Raw genomic sequence first — 22,843 nt, forward strand, 5'->3', positions numbered from 1 at the left:
GCCATCGGGCGCCCCGGCCGCCAATTTTCGCGATGTCCCCCAAAGGCTTGTGATCCTTGGTCGGATCGAGGAATGTCAAGGATTAGACAACCTGCGGCGCGTATCCTGCATCGATGGCGTCAGGAACGCCTCCGGGGACGGACGTCCCGGCCAGTCGGCCGCGCGTCGAGAGAGTGAGAAACGACCATGACCAAGGCCGCCAGCGGAGACTCAAAGAGCACGCTCTACTGCTCATTCTGCGGCAAGAGTCAGCATGAGGTCCGCAAGCTTATCGCGGGCCCTACCGTGTTCATCTGCGATGAGTGCGTAGAACTGTGCATGGATATCATTCGCGAGGAGCACAAGATCTCCTTCGTGAAGTCCAAGGACGGTGTGCCGACCCCGAAGGAAATCCGCGAAGTCCTCGACGATTACGTGATCGGCCAAGATCACGCCAAGAAGGTGCTCGCGGTCGCGGTCCACAATCACTACAAGCGCCTGAACCACGCTTCGAAGAATAACGACGTCGAACTGGGCAAGGCCAACATCCTGCTCATCGGTCCGACCGGCACCGGCAAGACCCTGCTGGCGCAGACGCTCGCCCGAATCATCGACGTGCCCTTCACCGTCGCCGACGCCACGACGCTCACCGAAGCGGGCTACGTCGGTGAGGACGTCGAGAATATCATCCTGAAGCTGCTTCAGGCCGCCGACTACAATGTCGAGCGGGCGCAGCGCGGCATCGTCTACATCGACGAAGTCGACAAGATCAGCCGCAAGTCGGACAACCCCTCCATCACCCGCGACGTTTCGGGTGAAGGCGTGCAGCAGGCCCTGCTGAAGATCATGGAAGGCACCGTCGCCTCCGTGCCGCCGCAGGGCGGGCGCAAGCATCCCCAGCAGGAGTTCCTGCAGGTCGACACCACCAACATCCTGTTCATCTGCGGCGGCGCCTTCGCCGGCCTGGAAAAGATCATCTCGGCCCGCGGCCAGGGCACCTCGATCGGCTTCGGCGCCAAGGTCTCCGATCCCGACGACCGCCGCACCGGCCAGATCTTCCGCCAGGTGGAGCCGGACGACCTGCTGCGCTTTGGCCTGATCCCGGAATTCGTCGGTCGTCTGCCGGTCATCGCGACCCTGGACGACCTGGACGAGCCGGCACTGGTGAAGATCCTCACCGAGCCGAAGAACGCCTTCGTGAAGCAGTACCAGCGTCTGTTCGACATGGAGAATGTCGGCCTGACCTTCACCGACGACGCGCTGAACGCGGTGGCCCGCAAGGCTATCATCCGCAAGACCGGCGCGCGCGGCCTGCGCTCCATCCTGGAAGGCATCCTGCTCGAGACCATGTACGAGCTGCCGACCTATGACGGCGTCGAGGAAGTGGTGGTCAATGCCGAGGTCGTCGAAGGCCGGGCCCAGCCCCTGGTGATCTACGCCGAGCGTCGGGACAAGGGCGGCGCGGCCTAACCGCCGAGCTTTCAACGCCAACATCAACGACCGCGGCGCCCTTGCCGCGGTCGTTGTCGTTTGAGATCACCGCTCTTGCCGAGGCTCTTGCACCTGTTGCGGCGGCGCACCATTTCCTGTGTCTCGCGCGTCACCAATTCCAGACGCATTGTCGCGGACGATCTGGCTCAGCTTGTAGAGGGGGCCAAACCGTCCACATAAATGACCGACAATTCGCCCAGGCTGGGCGGACGGGCCGACCGACTCAGGCACATCGTCTGGGGGAAACCGGTCGGAATATGGGACGGGCCCTGCTTTTGAAGGGGGCCCACCAGGAGTAGATGCATATGTCTGAGATCAAGACTCTGCCCATTCTTCCGCTGCGGGACATCGTTGTCTTCCCGCACCAGCCGGTGCCGCTGTTCGTCGGCCGCGAGAAGTCCGTCCGCGCGCTCGAGGAGGCCATGAAGGCCCCCGGCAAGCAGATCCTGCTGGCGACCCAGAAGGACAAGGACGACGACGATCCGTCGCCCGAGGCCATCTACGACGTCGGCGTCGTGGCCTCCGTGCTCCAGCTGCTGAAACTGCCCGACGGCACCGTGAAGGTGCTGGTGGAGGGCAAGGCCCGCGCCGGCATCTCGAAATTCACTGACCAGGCCGAGTTCTACGAAGCCGAGGTGGCCTTCATCACTGAGGACGGGGCTGCATCGACCGAAGCCGAGGCGCTGTCGCGCGCCGTGGTCGAGCAGTTCGAGAATTATGTGAAGCTCAACAAGAAGGTGCCGCCGGAGGCCCTGGCCTCCATGCCGCAGGTCGACTCGCCCGGCGAGCTGGCCGACCGCATCGCCAGCCACCTGTCGGTGAAGATCGCCGAGAAGCAGAACCTGCTGGAAATCTTCAATGTCGTGAAGCGCCTGGAGAAGGTCTACGCCCTGATGGAGGGCGAGATCAGCGTCATGCAGACGGAAAAGAAGATCCGTAACCGCGTGAAGCGCCAGATGGAGAAGACCCAGCGCGAGTACTACCTCAACGAACAGATGAAGGCGATCCAGCGCGAGCTGGGCGAGCAGGACGACAGCCGTGACGAGCTGATCGAACTCGAGAAGCGCATCAAGAAGACCAAGCTCTCCAAGGAGGCCCGCACCAAGGCCGACAGCGAGCTGAAGAAGCTGCGCAACATGAGCCCGATGTCGGCGGAATCCACTGTCGTGCGGAACTATCTCGACTGGCTGCTGTCCATTCCGTGGGGCAAGGCCAAGACCAAGCCGATCGACCTGGTGAAGGCCGAGGCCGTCCTCGAGCACGACCACTACGGCCTGGAGAAGGTCAAGGAACGCATCCTGGAATACCTGGCCGTCCAGGCCCGGACCGGCTCCCTGAAGGGTCCGATCCTCTGCCTGGTGGGGCCCCCCGGCGTGGGCAAGACCTCGCTGGGCAAGTCCATCGCCGAGGCGACCGGCCGCGAGTTCGTGCGGGTGTCCCTGGGGGGGGTGCGTGACGAGGCCGAGATCCGCGGTCACCGCCGCACCTACATCGGGTCGATGCCCGGCAAGGTCATCCAGTCGATGAAGAAGGCCAAGTCGACCAACGCCTTCTTCCTGTTGGACGAGATCGACAAGATGGGCTCCGACTATCGCGGCGACCCGTCCTCGGCCCTGTTGGAGGTGCTGGACCCGGCGCAGAATTCGACCTTCGCCGACCACTATCTCGAGGTCGACTACGACCTGTCGCCGGTGATGTTCGTCACCACGGCCAACAGCCTGAACATGCCCCAGCCCCTGCTGGACCGCATGGAGATCATCCGCATCCCCGGCTACACCGAGGATGAGAAGCTGGAGATCGCCAAGCGGCACCTGCTGCCCAAGCTGACCAAGGACCACGGCCTGACCGCGGTGGAGTTCGTCGTCCCCGACGACACCATTCGCGACCTGATCCGCTACTACACCCGGGAAGCCGGCGTGCGGTCGCTGGAGCGCGAACTGGGCAACCTAGCCCGCAAGACGGTTCGGGACCTGGGCCGCGAAAAGCTGCTGGCCATCACCGTTGATGAAGAGCGGCTGGCCAAGTACGCCGGGGTCAAGAAGTACCGCTACGGCGAGACCGACGCGGAGGATCAGGTCGGGATCATCACCGGCCTGGCCTATACCGAATTCGGCGGCGACATCCTGACCATCGAGGCGGTCAAGATGCCCGGCAAGGGCCGCATGTCCATCACGGGCAACCTGAAGGACGTGATGAAGGAATCCATCTCGGCGGCGAACTCCTACGTCCGCAGCCGAGCGGTGCACTTCGGGATCGAACCGCCGGTCTTCGAGAAGACCGACGTTCATATCCACGTGCCGGACGGGGCCACCCCCAAGGACGGACCGTCGGCCGGCGCGGCTATGGCCACGGCCATCGTCTCGGTGCTGACCGGCATCCCGATCCGCAAGGACATCGCCATGACCGGCGAAGTCACCTTGCGCGGCCGGGTGACGGCCATCGGCGGCCTCAAGGAAAAGCTGCTTGCGGCCCTGCGTTCCGGGGTCAAGACCGTGCTGATCCCTGAGGAGAACATGAAGGACCTGGCCGATGTCCCCGACAGCGTGAAGAACGGGCTGGAGATCATCCCGGTGTCCAACATCGACGAAGTGCTGGCCCGGGCCCTGACCGAGCCGCTTACTCCGATCGAGTGGACGGAACCGGCGACGCCCGCCATTCCGGTCGTCACCGACGACAGCGACCCGGAAGCTGTTTTGACGCACTGAATACCGGATTAACTGCAAATAATCAGGCGGCGCGGGGTATTCCCGCGCCGCCTTCGTTTGACGCCTGCCGCGAGACCGCCATAATCGCGTCACGCGAAGCAGCCTCGCGAACACCGCGGGGGGGCCGCGGACCTATAACGGGCTGGGAGAAACACCAAATGACCAAGGCCGAACTCGTCACGGCGATCGCCGAAAAGGCGGGCCTCAACAAGGCGCAGGCGAAAGACGCGCTGGAAGCCTTTATTGACTCCGTCACCGCTTCCCTGAAGAGCGGCGAGGAAGTCCGGCTCGTCGGTTTCGGCAGCTTCGTGCCGGTCAACCGCGCGGCGGGTACGGCCCGCAATCCGCGCACCGGCGAAACCGTGCAGCGGCCCGCCTCCAAGACCGCCCGGTTCCGGGTCGGCGAAGGCCTGAAGAGCTCGCTGAACTAGGCCGCTCATCTCTACAGTTTTTTCGAAGGGGCGGGCGCCGGGGAGGTGGCCGCCCTTTTCATATGGGGGTTTCTGCGCGCCGGGGAGGGCGCTAAGAACCCAACTTCATGGGGGCGTTAAGTGGAGCCGTTTAACCCGACCGGCGCTCCCGAAGTCTTCAAGGGCGGCTAGCTCAGCTGGTCAGAGCACCTGGTTTACACCCAGGGGGTCGGGGGTTCGAACCCCTCGCCGCCCACCATCCTGGCTCGCCCGGCGAGCGCCGCCGGGCAGGTCTCCTCCACCATTCAAGGACAGGCCCAGCCTCGGCGGTGGCGCCGAGGCTGCAGGATCTCCAGCCGGCAGACCGAGGCGTGGCGCCGCGCCGGCTCTCCGTCGCCCGGACAGTGGCGCGCGCTGGGCCGCAATTCTCCCGGAACATATTCGCCAATTCGCGCCTTGTATTCCCATCAACCGAGGCGAGGCTGGCATGCGCAATATCATCTACATCATCGGACTCATCGTCGTGGTGCTCGTCGTCCTGTCGTTCCTCGGCCTTCGTTAGCCAGGAGCGACCGCATGACAGATACCTACCAAGAGGGCGCCGGACCCACCGGGGCTGGACGCGACAATCCCCTCGATCAGGTGCGGACTGGGGTCCAGTCTGCTGGTCAGACCGTGGCCAAGGAAACCGCCCACTTCGCCGAGGCCGCCAAGGACCAGGTCAGTGAGCGTATCGAGGGCGGTAAGGCCGCTGCGGCCGACGCGCTGGCGACCTTCGCCGATGCGGTGCGGAAGGCTGGCGAGGAGTTGGGAAAGAGCGACCAGACCATGGTCGCAGGTCTCGTATCACAGGCGGCTGAGGGCCTGGAGTCGCTTTCGCGAACGGTTTCGCAGAAGCAACCGCAGGACCTGCTGCTCGCGGTGCGCGACTTCGGTCGCGCCAATCCGGCAGCCTTCATGGCTGGCGCCGTTCTGGCCGGTGTCGCCCTAGGACGCATTGCGCGCAGCTCCGCGCATCATGCCGAAGGCGGCGGCGAACCGGAGTCCGCCAAGGCCGCGTCGAGCGCATCCGAGGACCCAGGGCCGCTTTCGACCTATGAGACGGCCGGCGTTGCCGATCCCATCGCCGCCGACATGGCCCAGGCTCTGCAGGGCGGCGAGGAGGGCCTTGGCGCCTCTAGGGGTTCGGAGCCTTGGTCTGCGACACCGACAAACGTTGGTGAGGAAGCGGGCCTTGCCGGGACGCTGGGCGGCGAACCTGTGGACGTGCTCGGTGGAAAACGTGACGCCCTCAAGGGAGGCGCTTGACCATGGCTGACCCGGAAGCCCGCTCGATCCCCCAGTTGCTGGGGGATTTTACCAGCGATGTGACCACGCTGCTCCGCCAGGAGTCTGAACTTGTCCGGGCTGAGTTCTCCGAGAAGCTGGGGGTTCTCACACGGGCCGGCGGAGAGATGGCTGGCGGAGCCATCCTCCTGTTGGCTGCGCTCCTGGTGCTTCTGCAGGCGCTTGTTCTCGCCCTGTCCAACATCATGGACCCCGCCTGGGCGGCCCTGCTTGTGGGCGTCGTCGTGGCCACTCTCGGTGTGCTGCTGCTTCGCGCCGGCGCCAACCTCGCCAAGCCTGCCAACCTCACCCCCGATCGGACGCTGCGCCAAGTCGGCAAGGACGCTGAACTTGCGAAGGAACAGGTGAAATGACCCGCTCATCCGCTGAAATCGAACGCGAAGTCGAACAGACCCGCGGGGAAATCGACCGCACGGTCGAGGCCCTCAAGGACAAGATGACTCCCGGCCAGTTGATCGACGAGCTGACCCAGTCCCTGAAGGGCACGGGCGCGGCCGACATGGTCGGCACTCTCGGCGCCCAGGTGAAAGAAAATCCTTTGGCGTTGGCCATGGTGGGCGCGGGCATGGCTTGGTTGATGATTGGCAAGGGCTCTTCGCAGACGAGCCAGGCGACGCAGGGCGGGTTGTTTGGCGCGCTTGGCTCCCACGCTGATCCGCGGACGACGAGTGGGGTGAGCCAGCCCTCTGATCCCGTCGGTGACTACGGCGCGTCGGCGAGTAGCTTGACAGCTGGCGTTACTGACACTGGCGTGGCCGGAGGTCTGACATCTGGAGCCGCCCATATGGCCCATCAGGCGTCCGATCTCGCCGGCGAGGTGGCTGGTCGTGTCCAGCAAACCGCCATGCACCTGAAGGACCAGGTCATGGGCCAGGCGGGACACGCCAAGCACGGCGTTCAGGCCGCGGGGGGACAAGCCCTGCGGACTGGCCAAGGGATGCAACGCGGGTTCATGGACATGCTCGAGCAGGAGCCGTTGATCATCGGCGCTTTGGGCATCGCCGTGGGCGCGGCCCTGGGCGCGGCCATGCCAGCGACGGGGATGGAGGATCGCACCTTCGGCGCGCTGCGGGACAAGGCCCTCGACGAGGGCCGAACGCGGCTGGGCGAAGGCATTTCGGTCGCCAAGGACGCCGCGGGCGCGGCCCTGGAAGCGGTCCGGGAAACCGCGGATGAAGAGGGCCTCCTGGGCTCGCAAGACTCCGGATCGATCATCGACAAGGCTCAGACCGTCCTGCGCGCCGGCGTGGACGCCGCCCGCCAGGAGGTAGAGGACCGCCATAGCCACTAGACGGCCGCTAGGCCTCGGAGCATGGCGGCGTGTATACCTGCGGCCATGCTCTACCGCCCGCTCGGTGACACCGGCCTGACCGTCTCGGAGATCGGCTTTGGCTGTGCGAGTTGGTGGGGCCAGCGGGCGTTTGATGAGGGCGATGCGATCGCCCTGGTTCACGCCGCCTTGGATCGGGGCGTCACCTTCCTCGATACCGGGTCGAGCTATTCCAGCGGCAATGCGGAGCCAAGGCTTGGCCGCGCTCTGCGGGGACGGGACATCTCAGGTCTCGTCATCGCCACCAAGGCCGGCACGCGCCATGACGGACGCCGTATCGTGCGCGACATGTCGCCCGACGCGATCGAGGCTAGCGTGCTGGGCAGCCTGACCAATCTGGGGTTGGAGCGTCTGCCGCTGCTGCAGCTGCATGGCCCGGCCATCATCGACCTCGACGAGAATCTGCTGAAGGCGCTCGAGCGCCTGAAGGCTCAGGGCCTTGTTCAGGCGTTCGGGGTCAACAGTTTCGATCCGGCCGTCATCGACCACGTCGCGGGCCTGCCCCAGTTCGACGTCGTGATGGTGGACTACAATGTCCTGCGGCCGGAACGTGGCCCGCTCATCGCGCGCGCGGCGGCGGCGGGGAAGGGGGTGCTGGCGGGCATGCCTCTGGCCATGGGCCACACTGGCGGCCAGATCCTGAAGCTAAGGGCGCCGCGGGACATTTGGTACACCCTGCGTGCGTTGAAGAACCACCGCGCCGAAGTGCTGGCCGGCCGGCGTTTCGCCTTCCTGCACCAACAGGCGGGTGTCAGCGGTCCGCAGGCCGCCCTTGCCTATGTCCTGGCCAACCGCGATGTCGCCTGCGCGGTCATGGGCACGACCCGCTTGGCCCATCTGCTGGAGAACCTCGACGCGTCTGGCCGCGCGCTGGCGCCCGAGCTGGCGGCCGCGATCGCCGAGGCGCAAAGCGCCGGGACGTGACGTCGGGGCGCCCTTTCGCCGAACGCCAAGAGGCGTATTCTGCCTGCAAGAACAACGACAAATCAGGGCAGGACACGATGGCGAAGCTCGATCTGAGTGCGCTCGACCAGGGGCTGGAGGCGGCGCACCAGCCGGCTCTGGCCGCCGCCCTGGTCCAAATTACCGGCGATCTCCACTGGCTGCGCAAGGAGTGGACGCCTACCTACACCCCACTGTCGCGCGGCGAGACCGGTGTGCCCGAGGCCGAGCAGGTCAAGTTCCGCAGCCAGGCCAAGGCCACCATTCTCGACTGGGTGGCCAAGGGCTCCCCGGCGCCTATCACCCCCGACCCCGCCGCTCTACGCCGGATGATGAGCTTTGTGGCCGGGGCCGACATCCCCGAGAACTATGCCGATTTCCTGAATGACGAGCTGGCCATCGGCGGCCAGTCCAGCAAGGATCCGCAGTGGGACACGCCCCTCCTGAAGGAGGCCGCGCGGCGCATGCATGTGCTGGTGATCGGCGCCGGCATGTCGGGCCTGCTGACCGGCATCCGCCTGACCCAGGCCGGGGTCGATTTCGAGATCGTCGACAAGAACGCCGATGTCGGCGGCACCTGGCTGGAGAACACCTATCCGGGCTGCCGGGTCGACAGCTCCAATCACATCTATTCCTACTCCTTCGAGCCGAACCACAACTGGCCGCAGCACTTCTCGACCCAGCCGGTGCTGCTGGACTACTTCCGGGGGGTCGCCAACCGCTACGACCTGCGCAAGAAGATCCGCTTCGAGACCAGCGTCGAGGAGATGGTCTGGGACGAGCCCCGCGCCGTTTGGAAGGTCACGCTGAAGACGGCCCAGGGGAGCGAACAGGTCGAAGCGACCTCGGTGATCACCGCCGTGGGCCAGCTCAATCGCCCGCGCCTGCCCGACGTGAAGGGCCGGGAGCGCTTCAAGGGCCCGGCCTTCCATTCCGCCCAGTGGCGCCATGACGTCGATCTGACAGGCAAGCGGGTGGCCGTGATCGGCACCGGCGCCAGCGCATTCCAGTTCGTGCCGGAGATCGTCGGCAAGGTGGCCAGCCTGACCGTCTTCCAGCGCACCCCGCCCTGGGGTTTCCCCACCGCCCACTATCATGAGGATGTGCCGGCCGGGATGAACTGGCTGCTGGAGCACATCCCCAACTACGACAAGTGGTACCGCTTCTTCCTGTTCTGGATGGTCACTGACGGCTTGCTGGACGGGGTGCGGGCCGACCCGGCCTGGCAAGGCGACGAGACCGCCGTCAGCGCGGCCAACGCCATGTTCCGGGCCATGGTGGCCGAGGCCCTGCGGATGCAGGCCGGTGACCGCCCCGACCTGGCCGAGAAGGTGATCCCCACCTATCCGATCGGCGGCAAGCGGGCCCTGCTGGACAACGGGGTCTGGATCGCCGCGCTCAAGCGCCCGAATGTGGAGCTGGTGACCGACGCCATCACTGAGATCACCGACACCGGCATCCTCACCGCCGACGGCGCGGCGCGGGACTTCGACGTGATCATCTACGGCACCGGCTTCCACGCCAGCCGCTTCCTCTATCCGATGAAGATCAAGGGGCGCGGCGGGGCCGACCTGCACGACACCTGGGATGGCGACGCGCGCGCTTACCTCGGCATGACCACGCCCGGTTTCCCCAACCTGTTCATGATCTACGGACCCAACACCAATATCGTCGTCAACGGCTCCATCATCTTCTTCTCCGAGTGCAGCGTCCGCTACATCCTGGGCTGTCTGAAGCTGTTGGCCGAAACCGGGGCCCAGGCGATGGAGCCCAGGCCCGAGGTGCACGACGCCTTCAACATCAAGGTGGACGAGGGCAATAGGCTGATGGCCTGGGGCGCGCCGCAGGTGACCAGCTGGTACAAGAACGAGAAGGGCCGGGTCAGCCAGAACTGGCCCTTTGCCTTGGTAGACTATTGGCGCGCCACCTTGGCGCCAGATCCGCAGGACTTCGTGCTCTCCAAGGAACGCGAGATGGCGGGGTAGGCGGCTGCAGGCCTATACGGGGACGACGTGTTCGTTCCCGTGAGGTCCCATGCCGCTCAAGCTCCACACCATCATCTGCAGCACTCGCCCGACCCGGCTGGGCCCGAAGATCGCCGAATGGTTCGACGCGATCGCCCAAGGCCATGACAGTTTCGACGCCGAACTTGTGGACCTGGCCAGCTTCAACCTGCCCGTCTTCGATGAGCCGAAGCATCCGCGCCTGCGCGACTATTCGCACGACCACACCAAGGCCTGGAGCGCGAGCGTCGAGGCGGCCGACGCCTTTGTCTTCGTGACGCCGGAGTACAATTACGGCCCGCCGCCGGCCTTCACCAACGCGGTGAACTACCTCGTGCACGAGTGGGCCTATAAGCCCGCCGCCTTCGTCAGCTACGGCGGGGCGTCGGGCGGCCTGCGCGCGGTGCAGATGGAGAAGCTGCTGCTCACCAGCGTGAAGGTCATGCCCATCCCCGAGGGTGTGGCCCTGCCGATGTTCAGCCAGCACCTGTCCGAAGCGGGCTTCAAGCCGCCGGAGCTGCAGGACAAGGCCGCCGGCGCCATGCTCACCGAACTGGCCCGCTGGGCCGCCGCGCTGAAGACCCTGCGCTCCCCAAGCTAGACCATTGCCAGGCGTCCTTCGCCGTTGTTCAACTATGTGTTGAGCCGGGGAGGGCGGCATGACTCAGGCTGTGGTGACGGTGCAGGGCTTGCGGCTGCGGGACGGGCCGGACGCCACGGTTGTTCCGCCCAGCCTGGACAAGGGCCTCGGTGTCGAAATGTTCGAGTCCAGGGCGGGCTGGACGCGGATCACCACCCTGAAGGCGCCGATCCGCAGCGGCTGGGTCGCGAGCCAGTTCCTCAGCCCGGCGGTCGCGGTCGCAACCCCGGCCCCGCCCGCGCCCGCGCCGCCGCCCATGCCCGATGACCCAGATCACCCGGTGATCGTCTCGGGGGGCAAGGCCATCACCCCGGACGGACGGGCCTTCGCCTCGGTCTACAAGGGCGGCTTCTACACCACGGGCCGGACCTCCCTGGCCGGGTGGCTGGCGGGCAATCCGCCTCCGACCGCCCTGAAGCCGTCGGCCGTGCGGGTGGTGCGCGCCATCTCGGCCAATGAGGGTCTGCTGGAGGCCGTCAACTCCTACGACAATAGCTACATGTCGATCGGCCTCTTCCAGTGGACCTGCGGTCCAGCTGGGGATGCGGGCGAACTTCCGGCCTTGCTGGCGGCCATGAAGCGGACCTGGCCCGCCGCCTTCCAGGACTGCTTCGGCCGCTACGGTCTGGATGTGCAGACCGCCAGCGCTACGGCCACCACAGGCTATCTGGTGCTGAACGGCGTGATTCTGAACACCGCCGCGCGGAAGCTGCAACTGCGCGGCGCGGTTTGGGCTTACCGATTCTGGCGCGCGGGGCACCATCACGACATGCGGGCCTGCCAGCTCAGCTTCGCCGCTGGGCGCTTGGCGAAGTTCCTCCACGCCAAGGCGGCCGGCGTGGCGGTCCGGCGCTGGTTTACCTCCGAGCAGGGGGTGGCCCTGGTGCTGGATGAGCACGTCAATCGCCCGGGACACGTACCCGGCACCCTGGCCGCCGCCATCGCCAAGATCGGCGCCACCGATCCAACCAACTGGAAGACCGCCGACGAGGCGCGGCTGATCGCCGCCTATGTCCTGGCCCGCAAGGCCACGAACATGACTCATCCGATTCTCCGGGCCGAGCGCATCGCAGACGCCGTCAATCAGGGAACACTGTCGGACGATCGTGGCTCGTTCGTGATCTGACGCCGTCTGGCGGCTGTGACGACTTGGCTCTAGCCTCCTGACTCTAACAGGCGACTCAACAAGCGGAGCGACCCCATGGCGTACAAGTTCGAGATCTCGAAGGACAAGGCTGGCGAATTCAGGGTGAAATTCAAGGCGCCGAACGGCGAGGTCATGTTCTCTACCGAGGGTTACTCTTCGAAGGCCTCAGCGAAGAACGCCATCGAATCCATGAAGAAGAACGGCCCTGACGCCGAAACCGACGACACCACCGACTGATCCCAGCCCCGCCGTTGGGCGTCGGAGGGGATTATTCACAGGGTGAAGTGCGACTAATCGAACTCGCCCGTTGACACGATTCCGGTCGGGACCTATCAGACGCCCCTCGCGGGCCCACACGGCCCACATGCGGATGTAGCTCAGTTGGTTAGAGCGCCGGCCTGTCACGCCGGAGGTCGCGGGTTCGAGTCCCGTCATTCGCGCCACTTCTTCCCGACATCGATGATCTACCGGCAGGCCGCTATGTTGCGCGTCTTCGCGCGACGCATCGGTGCGTCTGTTGGGCGCACCTGAGAGGCATTCGCATCTCGAACATCGGTCTTTTTCGCGGGTGCGGCGCCAGCGTCATTGAGCCGTTTGAATCGGTTCCATTCGTGGTCTAGAAGGGCGCGACTCCTTCGAGGATTCCATGAACGCGTTCCTTCTTCAGTACCTCCCCATCGTGATCTTCCTAGGGATCGCGGCGGTTCTGGGGGTCGTCTTCATCCTCGCCTCGGCGGTTCTCGCCCCCAAGGCGCCGGACCCCGAAAAGCTCTCGTCCTACGAGTGCGGCTTCAACGCCTTCGACGATGCGCGCATGAAGTTCGACGTCAGGTTCTACCTGGTCTCGATCCTGTTCATCATCTTCGACCTCGAGGTGGCCTTCCTGTTCCCATGGGCGGTCTCGCTCATGAACCTGCCGCAGGACGTGGCCCAGTTCTCCTTCTGGTCGATGATGTCCTTCCTGGGCGTGCTGACCGTCGGCTTCATCTACGAATGGAAGAAGGGCGCCCTGGAATGGGAGTGATCGTTCCCGCGGGTTCCGCTCCCGCGCTCTCGGCCGGTCGCTCGACCGTCGAGGGCTACAACCCCAAGCTCCACGATCCCTTCTTCGACGGCGTCTCGTCTGAGCTCGCCGACAAGGGCTTCATCACCGCGGCCGCCGACGACCTGATCACCTGGGCGCGCACCGGTTCGCTGATGTGGATGACCTTCGGCCTGGCCTGCTGCGCTGTCGAGATGATGCACGCCTCGATGCCGCGCTACGACCTGGAGCGTTACGGCTTCGCGCCGCGCGCCAGCCCGCGGCAGTCCGACGTGATGATCGTCGCTGGCACCCTCTGCAACAAGATGGCTCCCGCCCTGCGCAAGGTCTACGACCAGATGCCGGAGCCGCGCTACGTGATCTCCATGGGCTCGTGCGCCAACGGCGGCGGCTACTATTATTTCAGCTACTCCGTGGTGCGCGGCTGCGACCGGATCGTGCCGGTGGACATCTACGTCCCCGGCTGCCCGCCGACGGCTGAGGCCCTGGTCTATGGTGTGCTGCAGCTGCAGAAGAAGATCCGCCGTACCGGGACCATCGAGCGATGAGCTGGCCGGTCGAGATCTCCACGCTCGAGAGCCTGGGCCAGCAACTGGTCGCCGACAGCGCCGGCGCCGTGGCCGGCTATTCGTTGGCCTTCGGCGAATTGACCCTGACGGCTCCGGTCAGCCGCGTCGTCCAGGCCCTGACCCTGATGCGCGACAAGTTCGGCTTCGCCCAGCTGATCGACCTCTGCGGTGTCGACTACCCGGAGCGCCCGCAGCGTTTCGACGTGGTCTACCACCTGCTGTCGCTCACCAAGAACCAGCGCCTGCGCCTGAAGGTGCAGACCGACGAGGACACCGCGGTCCCCACGGCCACCGGTGTCTACCCCTGCGCCGACTGGTATGAGCGCGAGGCCTTCGACATGTACGGGATCTTCTTCGAAGGGCATCCCGACCTGCGCCGCATCCTCACCGACTACGGGTTCCACGGGCATCCGCTGCGCAAGGACTTCCCGATGACCGGCTATGTCGAGCTGCGCTACGATGACGAACTGAAGCGCGTGGTCTATGAGCCCGTGAAGTCCGTCGAGTTCCGCAACTGGGACTTCCTCTCACCTTGGGAAGGGGCCGACTACATCCTGCCCGGTGATGAGAAGTCGCCCGGGACCGGTGGCCCGCATCCGGGAGCTCCGAAGTAGATGGCCGACGACGCATCCCTGACCACGCTCTCGGAAAACGAGATCCCGGTCCGCAAATTCAACATCAACTTCGGCCCGCAGCACCCCGCGGCCCACGGCGTTCTGCGTCTGGTCCTGGAGCTGGACGGCGAGGTCGTGGAGCGGGTCGACCCGCACATCGGCCTGCTGCATCGCGGCACCGAGAAGCTGATGGAGTACCGCACCTACCTCCAGAACATCCCGTACTTCGACCGCCTCGACTACGTGGCGCCGATGAACCAGGAACACGCCTTCTGCCTGGCCATCGAGAAGCTCCTGGACCTTGAGGTTCCGATTCGCGGCCAGCTGATCCGGGTGATGTATTCCGAGATTGGCCGCGTCCTGAACCACCTGCTGAACGTCACGACCCAGGCCATGGACGTCGGCGCGCTCACTCCGCCTCTCTGGGGCTTCGAGGAGCGCGAGAAGCTGATGGTCTTCTATGAACGGGCCTGCGGCGCGCGGCTGCACGCCAACTACTTCCGCCCCGGCGGCGTCCACCAGGATTTGCCCGAGGCGCTGATCAACGACATCGACGACTGGGCCGCGGCCTTCGCCCGTCCGGTCAACGATATCGACAAGCTGATCACCGGCAATCGCATATTCAAGCAGCGCAACGTCGATATCGGCGTGGTGACGCGCCAGGAGGCCATCGACTGGGGCTTCTCCGGCGTCATGGTGCGCGGCTCCGGCATCGCCTGGGACCTGCGCCGCAGCCAGCCCTACGAGTGCTACGACGAGATGGACTTCGAGATTCCGCTCGGGCTGAACGGTGACTGCTATGACCGCTATCTCTGCCGCATGCAGGAGATGCGTGAATCCACCAAGATCATCCGCCAGTGCGTTGATCGCCTTCGCAAAACCCCCGGCCCGGTCCTGACCGAGGACAACAAGGTCTCGCCGCCGCGTCGGGGTGAGATGAAGCGCTCGATGGAAGCGCTGATCCACCACTTCAAGCTCTATACCGAGGGCTTCCGCACTCCGGAAGGCGAGGTCTACGCGGCCGTCGAGGCGCCCAAGGGCGAGTTCGGCGTCTTCCTGGTGAGCGACGGCGGCAACAAGCCCTATCGCTGCAAGATCCGCGCGCCCGGCTATCCGCACCTGGCGGCCATGGACTGGATGGCCAAGGGCCACATGCTGGCCGACGTCTCAGCGATCATCGGGTCGCTGGACATCGTGTTCGGGGAGGTGGACCGGTGAGCGCGCCCGCCTGCATTTCGACCTTCGACGTCGTGGACGGCCAATTCGAAGCCTATAACAGCCAGAACCTCTCGGCCTTCTGCGCCTACTACGCCGACAATGCGGTGCTGGCCGATTTCAATGGCGCGATCACCGCCGACGGGATCGACGCCATCCGCGCACGGCATGAGAAGCTGTTCTCCGACTTCCCGCAGAACAAGGCCGAGTTGCTGGCCCGGGTGGTCATCGGCTCGCGCGTCATCGACCACGAACGGGTCGCCCGCACGCCCGGCGGCGACACCTTCGAGGTCGCGGCCATCTACACCATCTCGGACGCCAAGATCGTCCGGGTCGACTTCGTGAAGTGAGGCTCTGACCGTGAGCGTTCGACGCCTTTCCCCAGATCAACCCGCCAGCTTCGCCTTCTCGGCCGAGACGATGAAGCAGGTTCAGTGGTGGATCTCCAAATACCCGGACGGCCGCCAGCAGTCGGCGGTGATCCCAGTCCTGTGGCTTGTGCAGAAGCAGGAGGGCTGGGTGTCGGAGCCCGCCATCCGCGCCGTCGCCGACCTGCTGAAGATGGCCACCATCCGGGTCTACGAGGTCGCCACCTTTTATACGATGTTCATGCTGGAGCCGGTGGGAACGATGGCCCTGGTGCAGGTGTGCGGCACCACGGCCTGTCAGTCGCGCGGCTCCGAGGCCCTGCTTGAGGTCTGCCGCAAGCGCTTTGGCCCAGACAGCCACCGCTCGGCGGACGGCAAGTTTTACTGGCAGGAAGTCGAGTGCCTTGGCGCCTGCTCCAACGCGCCCATGGCGGCCATCAACGACCGTTATTACGAGGACCTCACCGTCGAGGGCTTCGAAAAGCTGCTGGACGCCTTCGCCGCCGGCCAGACGCCGCCGCCCGGCTCCGAGATCGGCCGTCAGGGCAGCGCCGTCCTGGGCGGCAACAGCACGCTGAACGACCCCAAGCTCTATGACGGGTCGGCCGCCAAGCCGATCAAGTCGCTGCCGAACGCCGCCCCCAAGGGTAAGGCCAAGGCGCCTGTCGCATGACAGAGGCCGAGGTCGCCAAGCGCCGGTTCACGGTCATGGTCGCGGTCTCCGCGGCCAGCGTCTTCGTGGCCATCGCGGCGATCGTCTGCGCCTTTCGGTTCAGCCAATCCTGGCTGCTGGTCGTCTTTGGGATGGCGCTGCTGATCGGGTTCGGCGCGCAAATCTGGTTCATCGCGGGCTCGCCGCCCGCGAAAAAGGGAGTGTAGGGGGTCTTGGTCGGCATCCTGGAAGACAAGGACCGCATCTTCACGAACATCTACGGGCTCCAAGACTGGGGCCTGGAAGGTGCGAAGGCGCGCGGTTGCTGGAACGCGACCCGCGAGATGCTGGGTCAGAGCCACGAATGGGTCTGCGAGCAGATTCGTGAGTCCGGCCTGCGCGGCCGGGGAGGCGGGGGCTTTGTCACCGGCTTCAAGTGGACCCTGATGCCGCAGCAGCTCAGCGAGCGACCCCACTATCTGGTGGTCAACGCCGATGAGTCCGAGCCCGGCGCCTGCAAGGACCGCGAGATCATCCGCAATGATCCGCACCTACTGATCGAAGGCTGCATGATCGCCAGCTACGCGATCCGCGCCCACACTGCCTACATCTATATCCGAGGCGAATACGTCGCCGAGCGCGAGCGTCTGGAAGCCGCCATCAAGCAGGCCTATGCGGCCAAGCTGATCGGCAAGGACAACGTCAACGGCTGGGACTTCGACCTCCACGTCACCCATGGGGGCGGCGCCTATATCTGCGGCGACGAGACCGCCCTTATGGAGAGCCTGGAGGGCAAGAAGGGCCAGCCGCGCCTGAAGCCGCCGTTCCCGGCCGGCGCCGGCATCTATGGCTGCCCCACCACCATCAACAACGTCGAGTCCATCGCCGTCGTCGGCACGATCCTGCGCCGTGGCGCCGGCTGGTTCTCGAGCTTCGGCCGACCCAAGAACGCCGGCACCAAGCTGATGGCGGCCTCGGGTCACGTGAACAAGCCGAGCGTGGTCGAAGAGGCCATGTCCATCCCCATGCGCCAGCTGATCGAGGATCACTTCGGCGGCGTACGCGGCGGTTGGGGCAAGCTCAAGGCGGTGATCCCGGGCGGGGTCTCCATGCCGATGATCACCCGTGAACAGGCCGAGACCGTCCTGATGGACTTCGACGACCTGCCCCGCGTGCAGTCGCGCCTGGGCACGGCCACCATGATCCTCTTCGACGAGGACACCGATCTGGTCCGCGTGATCGCCCGGGTCTCGCGCTTCTTCAAGCATGAGAGCTGCGGCCAGTGCACGCCGTGCCGCGAAGGCACCGGCTGGATGTGGCGGGTGATGGAACGCATGGTCACCGGCGAGGCCGAGATGCGCGAGATCGACATGTTGCTCGACGTCGCCTCCCAGGTCGAAGGCCACACCATCTGCGGCCTCGGCGACGCCGCGGCCTGGCCCATCCAGGGCCTGTTCCGCAACTTCCGCCACGAGGTGGAGGACCGGATCACCAGCTATCGCGCGGGCAAGCCGCATGTTCAGGGCGCCGCCCTGGTGGCGGCGGAGTAGTCGTATGCCTAAAGCCAAGGTCAACGGCGTCGAGGTCGAGTTCGAGCCCGGCATGACGGTTCTGCAGGTGGCGGAACTGGCCGGGGAAGAGATCCCGCGCTTCTGCTATCACGAGCGCCTGAGCATCGCCGGCAACTGCCGCATGTGCCTGGTGGAGGTGAAGCCCGGCCCGCCCAAGCCGCAGGCGTCCTGCGCCCTGCCGGCCTCCGACGGCCAGGAAATCATCACCAACTCGCCGATGGTCAAGAAGGCCCGCGAAGGGGTGATGGAGTTCCTGCTCATCAACCACCCGCTGGATTGCCCGATCTGCGACCAGGGCGGCGAGTGCGACCTGCAGGACCAGGCCATGGGCTATGGCAGGGACGACAGCCGCTATGGCGAGAACAAGCGCGCGGTCGAAGAGAAGTTCATGGGGCCGTTGATCAAGACGGTCATGACCCGCTGCATCCAGTGCACCCGCTGCGTCCGCTTCATCACCGAAGTGGCCGGCGTGCCGGACATCGGTCTCATCTCCCGCGGCGAAGACGTTGAAATCACGACCTATCTCGACAAGGCCGTGGCCAGCGAACTGTCGGCTAACGTCATCGACCTGTGCCCGGTCGGCGCCCTGACCTCCAAGCCCTACGCCTTCAACGCGCGCCCCTGGGAGCTGAAGAAGACCGAGAGCGTCGATGTCATGGACGCCCTGGGCTGTTCGATCCGTGTCGACAGCCGGGGTCCCGCGGTCCTGCGCGTCCTGCCGCGCCTGAACGAGGACATCAACGAGGAGTGGATCAGCGACAAGACCCGCTACGCCGTGGACGGTCTGTCGCGCCAGCGTCTCGACAAGCCCTATGTCCGTGAAGCCGGCAAGTTGCGTCCCGCCACCTGGGCCGAGGCGCTGAACCTGGTGGCCTCCAAGCTGAAGGTCGCCAGCCCCGACCGCATCGGCGTCATCGCCGGCGACCTGCAGGACGCGGAGTCCATGAAGGCCGCCAAGGACCTGTTCGGCTCCCTGGGCGTCACCAGCCTGGACTGTCGTCAGGACGGAATGGCCCTGGGCGCAGGGACCCGCGAGACCTGGCTGTTCAACTCCACCATCGCCGGCGTCGAAAACGCCGACATGATCCTCTTCGTGGGGACCAATCCCCGCACCGAGGCGCCCGTCCTCAACGCCCGGTTCCGCAAGCGCTGGGTCGCCGGCGCCCTGGAAGTCGGCGTCATCGGCGAACAGGCCGACCTGACCTTTGGCTACGAATATCTCGGCGCGGGCGCGGCCAGCCTGTCGGGCCTGGCCAAATCCAAGTCCGACTTCGTCAAGCGCCTGAAGGCCGCCAAGAACCCGGCCATCATCATCGGAGCCGGAGCCCTGGGCCGGGCCGACGGCGGAGCCATCGCCAAGGCGGCGGCCGATGTGGCCAAGACCTTCGGCATGACCTGGAACGTGCTGCACACCGCCGCCAGCCGGGTCGGCGGCCTGGACCTGGGCTTCATCCCGGGCGAGGGCGGCAAGACCGCCGCTGAGATGGCGTCCAAGGGCGCGCTCGACGTGCTGTTCCTGATGGGCGCCGACGAGATCGACGTCACCGCCAGCGACGCCTTCACCATCTATATGGGCACGCACGGCGACGCCGGCGCTCACAAGGCCGACGTGATCCTGCCCGGCGCGGCCTACACCGAGAAGGACGGCCTCTATGTGAACACCGAGGGCCGGGTCCAGCTGGGCCAGCGCGCGGTGTTCCCCAAGGGGGAGGGGCGTGAAGACTGGTCCATCCTGCGGGCTCTGTCGGACCGCCTGGGCGCGACCCTGCCCTACGACACCTTGGCCCAGTTGCGCGCCAAGCTGTTCGCCGACCACCCGACCTTCGGGCGGATCGACTACGCCCCGGGCGCGGCGGCTTCGGCCATCGACCTTTCGGGGATCGTGGCGGCCGGAACGGCCACCGACGCGCCGCTTGTCAGCGGAGTGCGCGCCTTCCACCTGACCAACCCCATCGCCCGCGCCAGCGTGACGATGGCCGAGTGCGCGGCCGTAGCGGCCGACGCCTCCAAGATCGCGGCGGAGTAGGGGATGGATCCGACCATCAATTTCTGGGCCACCGAGCTCGGCTGGACCCTGATCACGGTCGGCAAGATCATGCTGATCGTCCTGCCGCTGCTGGTCTGCCTGGCCTTTTTCATGCTGGCCGACCGCAAGATCTGGGCGGGTGTCCAGATGCGCAAGGGCCCCAACGTCGTGGGTCCCTTCGGCCTGCTGCAGTCCTTCGCCGACCTGATCAAGTTCGTGCTCAAGGAACTGGTCATCCCGGACGGCGCCGACAAGACGGTGTTCCTGCTGGCCCCGGTGCTGACCTTCCTGCTGTCCCTGGTGGGCTGGGCGGTGATCCCGTTCGCGCCGGGCTGGGTGCTGTCCAACATCAATGTCGGCGTGCTGTACCTGTTCGCCATCAGCTCGTTGGGCGTCTACGGCATCATCATGGGCGGCTGGGCCTCCAACTCGAAGTACCCCTTCCTGGGCGCCCTTCGCTCCGCCGCGCAGATGGTCTCCTATGAGGTCTCCATCGGCTTGGTGATCATCACGGTGATCCTGCTGAGCGGCAGCATGAACCTGACCACCATCGTCGAAAAGCAGGCCGGCGGGTTCTGGAACTGGAACTTCCTCGGTGGCGGCCTGCACAACTGGCCCATCGCCATTGTGATGTTCGGCATGGCGGTGATCTTCTTCATCTCGGCGCTCGCCGAGACCAACCGCCCCCCCTTCGACCTGCCCGAGGCCGAGTCCGAACTCGTGGCCGGCTACCAGGTGGAATACTCCTCCAGCCCGTTCCTGCTCTTCATGATCGGCGAACTGGTGAACATCGTGCTGATGTGCTCGCTGATCACGGTGCTGTTCTTCGGCGGCTGGCAGGCGCCCATCGACTTCGCCTTTGTCCACCAGTGGGGGGACATGGCGCAGGGCTTCTACGGCCTGATGTGGTTCTTCCTGAAGACCTGCTTCTTCTTCTTCCTGATCGCCATGGCCAAGGCCATCGTGCCCCGCTACCGCTATGACCAGCTGATGCGCCTGGGCTGGAAGGTCTTCCTGCCCACCGCCGGCGTCGCCGTGGTGCTGGTGGCGGCCTGGCGCGTCTTCGGGCCCGCCGCGGCATGAGGATCCTGGTCGTCATCTCCAGCATGATGCTCTGCGCCGCCTGCGCCAGCGGCGTCACGCCCGATGGCGGCGTGGCGAGCTATGACGCCCTGAAGAAGGCGCGCGATGTGTGCCTGGCCAAGGGCGGCGACCTGCAGCTGGCGAAGGAAGGTGATCCCCAGTCCATCACCGCCTACGTCTGCAAACGAAAGTGACCGCGATATGATGCAGCGTATTACCCAGGCCGTGAAAGGCGCGGCCCTGATGGACTTCGTCGGCGCCTTCGGGATGGCCATGAAGTACATGGTCCGCCCCAAGGCCACGGTGCTCTACCCGCACGAACGCGGGCCGCAGTCGCCGCGCTTCCGGGGCGAGCATGCCCTGCGTCGCTATCCGAGCGGCGAAGAGCGCTGCATCGCCTGCAAGCTGTGCGAAGCCATCTGCCCGGCCCAGGCGATCACCATTGAGGCCGAGCCCCGTGAGGACGGCAGCCGCCGCACGACCCGCTACGACATCGACATGGTCAAGTGCATCTATTGCGGCCTGTGCCAGGAGGCCTGCCCGGTGGACGCCATCGTCGAAGGTCCGAACATCGAGTTCGCGGTGGAGACCCGCGAAGAGCTCTACTACGACAAGGAACGCCTGCTCGATAACGGGGACCGTTGGGAGCGGCAGATCGCGAAGAATCTGGAACTGGACGCGCCCTACCGGTAAGACCCGGGCGCGATTCCGAAAGCTAATCACCGCGTCGCCGTCAGGCGCCGGTCACTGAAATTGAGGGGCTGAGAAGAGCCGTCATGGCCGTTCACGCGATCGCATTCTATCTGCTGGCGACGGTGACCCTGGTCGCCGGTGTCTGCGTGGTTTCGGCCCGCAGCCCGGTGCACTCGGTGTTGTTCCTCATCCTGGCCTTCTTCTCCGCCGCGGGCCTGTTCGTGATGCTGGGGGCCGAGTTCCTCGCCATGCTCCTGGTGGTCGTCTATGTCGGCGCGGTCGCGGTGCTGTTCCTCTTCGTCGTCATGATGCTGGATGTCGACTTCGCCTCGCTGCGGCAGGGCTTCGCCCGCTACATGCCCCTTGGCGCGGGTGTCGCCGGCATCCTGGCCTTCGAGATGATCCTGGTCTCCACCGCCGTCTCGACGGGCGGTGCGGCGCGGCTCAACGATACGCCGCAGGCCTCGGACGCGGACATCTCCAACGCCGAGACCATCGGGCGGGTGCTCTACACCGACTACATCTACTTCTTCCAGGCGGCGGGTTTGGTACTGCTGGTGGCCATGATCGGCGCCATCGTGTTGACCCTGCGCCATAAGCCCGGCGTGCGCCGGCAGGTGATCGCCGACCAGGTGGCGCGCGGGCCGAAGACCGGCATGCGGGTCATTTCCATCAAACCCGGCGCGGGGATCGACGAATGAGCATCGGGCTCGCCCACTACCTGGCGGTCGCCGCGATCCTGTTCACCATCGGGGTGTTCGGGATCTTCGTGAACCGCAAGAACATCATCGTCATCCTGATGTCGATCGAGCTTATCCTGCTCGCGGTGAACATCAACCTGGTGGCCTTCTCGGTCTATCTGCACAACGTGACGGGGCAGATCTTCGCCATGTTCGTGCTGACCGTCGCCGCGGCCGAGGCCGCCGTCGGCCTGGCCATCCTGGTGACCTTCTTCCGCAACCGCGGCGACATCGCCGTGGACGACGTTTCCGTGATGAAGGGTTGAGGACCCGAAC

General features: G+C 65.7%; 25 protein-coding genes and 2 tRNA genes. All 27 read left to right on the plus strand.

The window, feature by feature from the left end; translation table 11 throughout:
• The first annotated feature begins 186 nt into the window (after positions 1–186).
• The 27 genes from clpX to nuoK all read left to right on the plus strand — a co-directional run bounded on the left by clpX (position 187) and on the right by nuoK (position 22,833).
• On the plus strand, positions 187–1,449 hold the full coding sequence (clpX, locus tag Q8N10_RS12950) for an ATP-dependent Clp protease ATP-binding subunit ClpX (RefSeq protein ID WP_304780075.1): 1,263 nt from the start codon (positions 187–189) through the stop codon (positions 1,447–1,449).
• Positions 1,450–1,775: 326 nt separating this feature from the next.
• Positions 1,776–4,175, plus strand: coding sequence for an endopeptidase La (gene lon / locus Q8N10_RS12955; RefSeq protein WP_304780078.1), 2,400 nt, complete (start codon positions 1,776–1,778; stop codon positions 4,173–4,175).
• A gap of 158 nt (positions 4,176–4,333) precedes the next feature.
• Positions 4,334–4,606, plus strand: coding sequence for an HU family DNA-binding protein (locus Q8N10_RS12960; RefSeq protein WP_293493154.1), 273 nt, complete (start codon positions 4,334–4,336; stop codon positions 4,604–4,606).
• A 161-nt stretch (positions 4,607–4,767) separates the two neighbouring features.
• Positions 4,768–4,844 (plus strand) — tRNA-Val (locus Q8N10_RS12965).
• A 416-nt stretch (positions 4,845–5,260) separates the two neighbouring features.
• The gene (locus Q8N10_RS12970) at positions 5,261–5,893 is read left to right on the plus strand and encodes a hypothetical protein (RefSeq protein ID WP_304780082.1); all 633 of its coding nucleotides are present in this window, start codon (positions 5,261–5,263) and stop codon (positions 5,891–5,893) included.
• 2 nt (positions 5,894–5,895) lie between these two features.
• Complete coding sequence (locus tag Q8N10_RS12975) at positions 5,896–6,285, plus strand: phage holin family protein (protein ID WP_304780085.1); 390 nt, start codon at positions 5,896–5,898, stop codon at positions 6,283–6,285.
• Positions 6,282–7,223 (plus strand): DUF3618 domain-containing protein, encoded by a 942-nt coding sequence (locus Q8N10_RS12980; protein WP_304780088.1) that lies wholly within the window; start codon positions 6,282–6,284, stop codon positions 7,221–7,223. The genes Q8N10_RS12975 and Q8N10_RS12980 overlap by 4 nt, the downstream gene beginning before the upstream one ends.
• A 45-nt stretch (positions 7,224–7,268) precedes the next feature.
• A complete protein-coding gene (locus Q8N10_RS12985; protein WP_304780091.1) occupies positions 7,269–8,186 on the plus strand; it encodes an aldo/keto reductase in 918 nt (305 codons plus the stop codon).
• A 77-nt stretch (positions 8,187–8,263) separates the two neighbouring features.
• Complete coding sequence (locus tag Q8N10_RS12990; RefSeq protein WP_304780092.1) at positions 8,264–10,189, plus strand: NAD(P)-binding domain-containing protein; 1,926 nt, start codon at positions 8,264–8,266, stop codon at positions 10,187–10,189.
• Between the two features lie 49 nt (positions 10,190–10,238).
• Positions 10,239–10,808 (plus strand): NADPH-dependent FMN reductase, encoded by a 570-nt coding sequence (locus Q8N10_RS12995; RefSeq protein WP_304780095.1) that lies wholly within the window; start codon positions 10,239–10,241, stop codon positions 10,806–10,808.
• Positions 10,809–10,866: 58 nt separating this feature from the next.
• Complete coding sequence (locus Q8N10_RS13000; RefSeq protein ID WP_304780098.1) at positions 10,867–11,973, plus strand: hypothetical protein; 1,107 nt, start codon at positions 10,867–10,869, stop codon at positions 11,971–11,973.
• A gap of 75 nt (positions 11,974–12,048) precedes the next feature.
• Positions 12,049–12,231, plus strand: a complete 183-nt coding sequence (locus Q8N10_RS13005) for a YegP family protein (RefSeq protein WP_304780101.1) — start codon at positions 12,049–12,051, stop codon at positions 12,229–12,231.
• 129 nt (positions 12,232–12,360) lie between these two features.
• A tRNA-Asp gene (locus tag Q8N10_RS13010) sits at positions 12,361–12,437 on the plus strand.
• A 203-nt stretch (positions 12,438–12,640) separates the two neighbouring features.
• Positions 12,641–13,018: an NADH-quinone oxidoreductase subunit A gene (locus tag Q8N10_RS13015; RefSeq protein WP_304780104.1), complete on the plus strand. Its 378-nt coding sequence runs from the start codon at positions 12,641–12,643 to the stop codon at positions 13,016–13,018.
• Entirely contained in the window at positions 12,988–13,584 is a 597-nt protein-coding gene (locus tag Q8N10_RS13020; protein WP_304780107.1) for an NADH-quinone oxidoreductase subunit B family protein, read from the plus strand. Before Q8N10_RS13015 ends, Q8N10_RS13020 begins: the two co-directional genes overlap by 31 nt.
• Entirely contained in the window at positions 13,581–14,219 is a 639-nt protein-coding gene (locus Q8N10_RS13025) for an NADH-quinone oxidoreductase subunit C (protein ID WP_304780110.1), read from the plus strand. Before Q8N10_RS13020 ends, Q8N10_RS13025 begins: the two co-directional genes overlap by 4 nt.
• Entirely contained in the window at positions 14,220–15,437 is a 1,218-nt protein-coding gene (locus Q8N10_RS13030; protein WP_304780113.1) for an NADH-quinone oxidoreductase subunit D, read from the plus strand.
• On the plus strand, positions 15,434–15,784 hold the full coding sequence (locus Q8N10_RS13035) for a nuclear transport factor 2 family protein (RefSeq protein ID WP_304780116.1): 351 nt from the start codon (positions 15,434–15,436) through the stop codon (positions 15,782–15,784). The genes Q8N10_RS13030 and Q8N10_RS13035 overlap by 4 nt, the downstream gene beginning before the upstream one ends.
• 10 nt (positions 15,785–15,794) lie before the next feature.
• The gene (gene nuoE / locus Q8N10_RS13040) at positions 15,795–16,475 is read left to right on the plus strand and encodes an NADH-quinone oxidoreductase subunit NuoE (RefSeq protein ID WP_304780118.1); all 681 of its coding nucleotides are present in this window, start codon (positions 15,795–15,797) and stop codon (positions 16,473–16,475) included.
• A complete protein-coding gene (locus Q8N10_RS13045) occupies positions 16,472–16,681 on the plus strand; it encodes a hypothetical protein (RefSeq protein ID WP_304780120.1) in 210 nt (69 codons plus the stop codon). Before nuoE ends, Q8N10_RS13045 begins: the two co-directional genes overlap by 4 nt.
• 6 nt (positions 16,682–16,687) lie before the next feature.
• Entirely contained in the window at positions 16,688–18,004 is a 1,317-nt protein-coding gene (gene nuoF, locus Q8N10_RS13050) for an NADH-quinone oxidoreductase subunit NuoF (RefSeq protein WP_304780122.1), read from the plus strand.
• Between the two features lie 4 nt (positions 18,005–18,008).
• Complete coding sequence (gene nuoG, locus Q8N10_RS13055; protein ID WP_304780125.1) at positions 18,009–20,051, plus strand: NADH-quinone oxidoreductase subunit NuoG; 2,043 nt, start codon at positions 18,009–18,011, stop codon at positions 20,049–20,051.
• A 3-nt stretch (positions 20,052–20,054) separates the two neighbouring features.
• A complete protein-coding gene (nuoH, locus tag Q8N10_RS13060) occupies positions 20,055–21,134 on the plus strand; it encodes an NADH-quinone oxidoreductase subunit NuoH (protein ID WP_304780128.1) in 1,080 nt (359 codons plus the stop codon).
• Entirely contained in the window at positions 21,131–21,328 is a 198-nt protein-coding gene (locus Q8N10_RS13065; RefSeq protein WP_304780131.1) for a hypothetical protein, read from the plus strand. Before nuoH ends, Q8N10_RS13065 begins: the two co-directional genes overlap by 4 nt.
• Before the next feature lie 7 nt (positions 21,329–21,335).
• Positions 21,336–21,827 carry an NADH-quinone oxidoreductase subunit NuoI gene (nuoI, locus tag Q8N10_RS13070; protein ID WP_304780134.1) on the plus strand — a complete coding sequence of 164 codons (492 nt, stop codon included), beginning with the start codon at positions 21,336–21,338 and terminating at the stop codon, positions 21,825–21,827.
• Between the two features lie 83 nt (positions 21,828–21,910).
• Positions 21,911–22,528, plus strand: coding sequence for an NADH-quinone oxidoreductase subunit J (locus Q8N10_RS13075; protein WP_304780137.1), 618 nt, complete (start codon positions 21,911–21,913; stop codon positions 22,526–22,528).
• Entirely contained in the window at positions 22,525–22,833 is a 309-nt protein-coding gene (nuoK, locus tag Q8N10_RS13080; RefSeq protein WP_304780140.1) for an NADH-quinone oxidoreductase subunit NuoK, read from the plus strand. The genes Q8N10_RS13075 and nuoK overlap by 4 nt, the downstream gene beginning before the upstream one ends.
• The last annotated feature ends 10 nt before the right edge of the window (positions 22,834–22,843 follow it).

The organism is Phenylobacterium sp. (assembly GCF_030693625.1).
In the GTDB taxonomy this organism is placed as follows: domain Bacteria; phylum Pseudomonadota; class Alphaproteobacteria; order Caulobacterales; family Caulobacteraceae; genus Phenylobacterium; species Phenylobacterium ferrooxidans.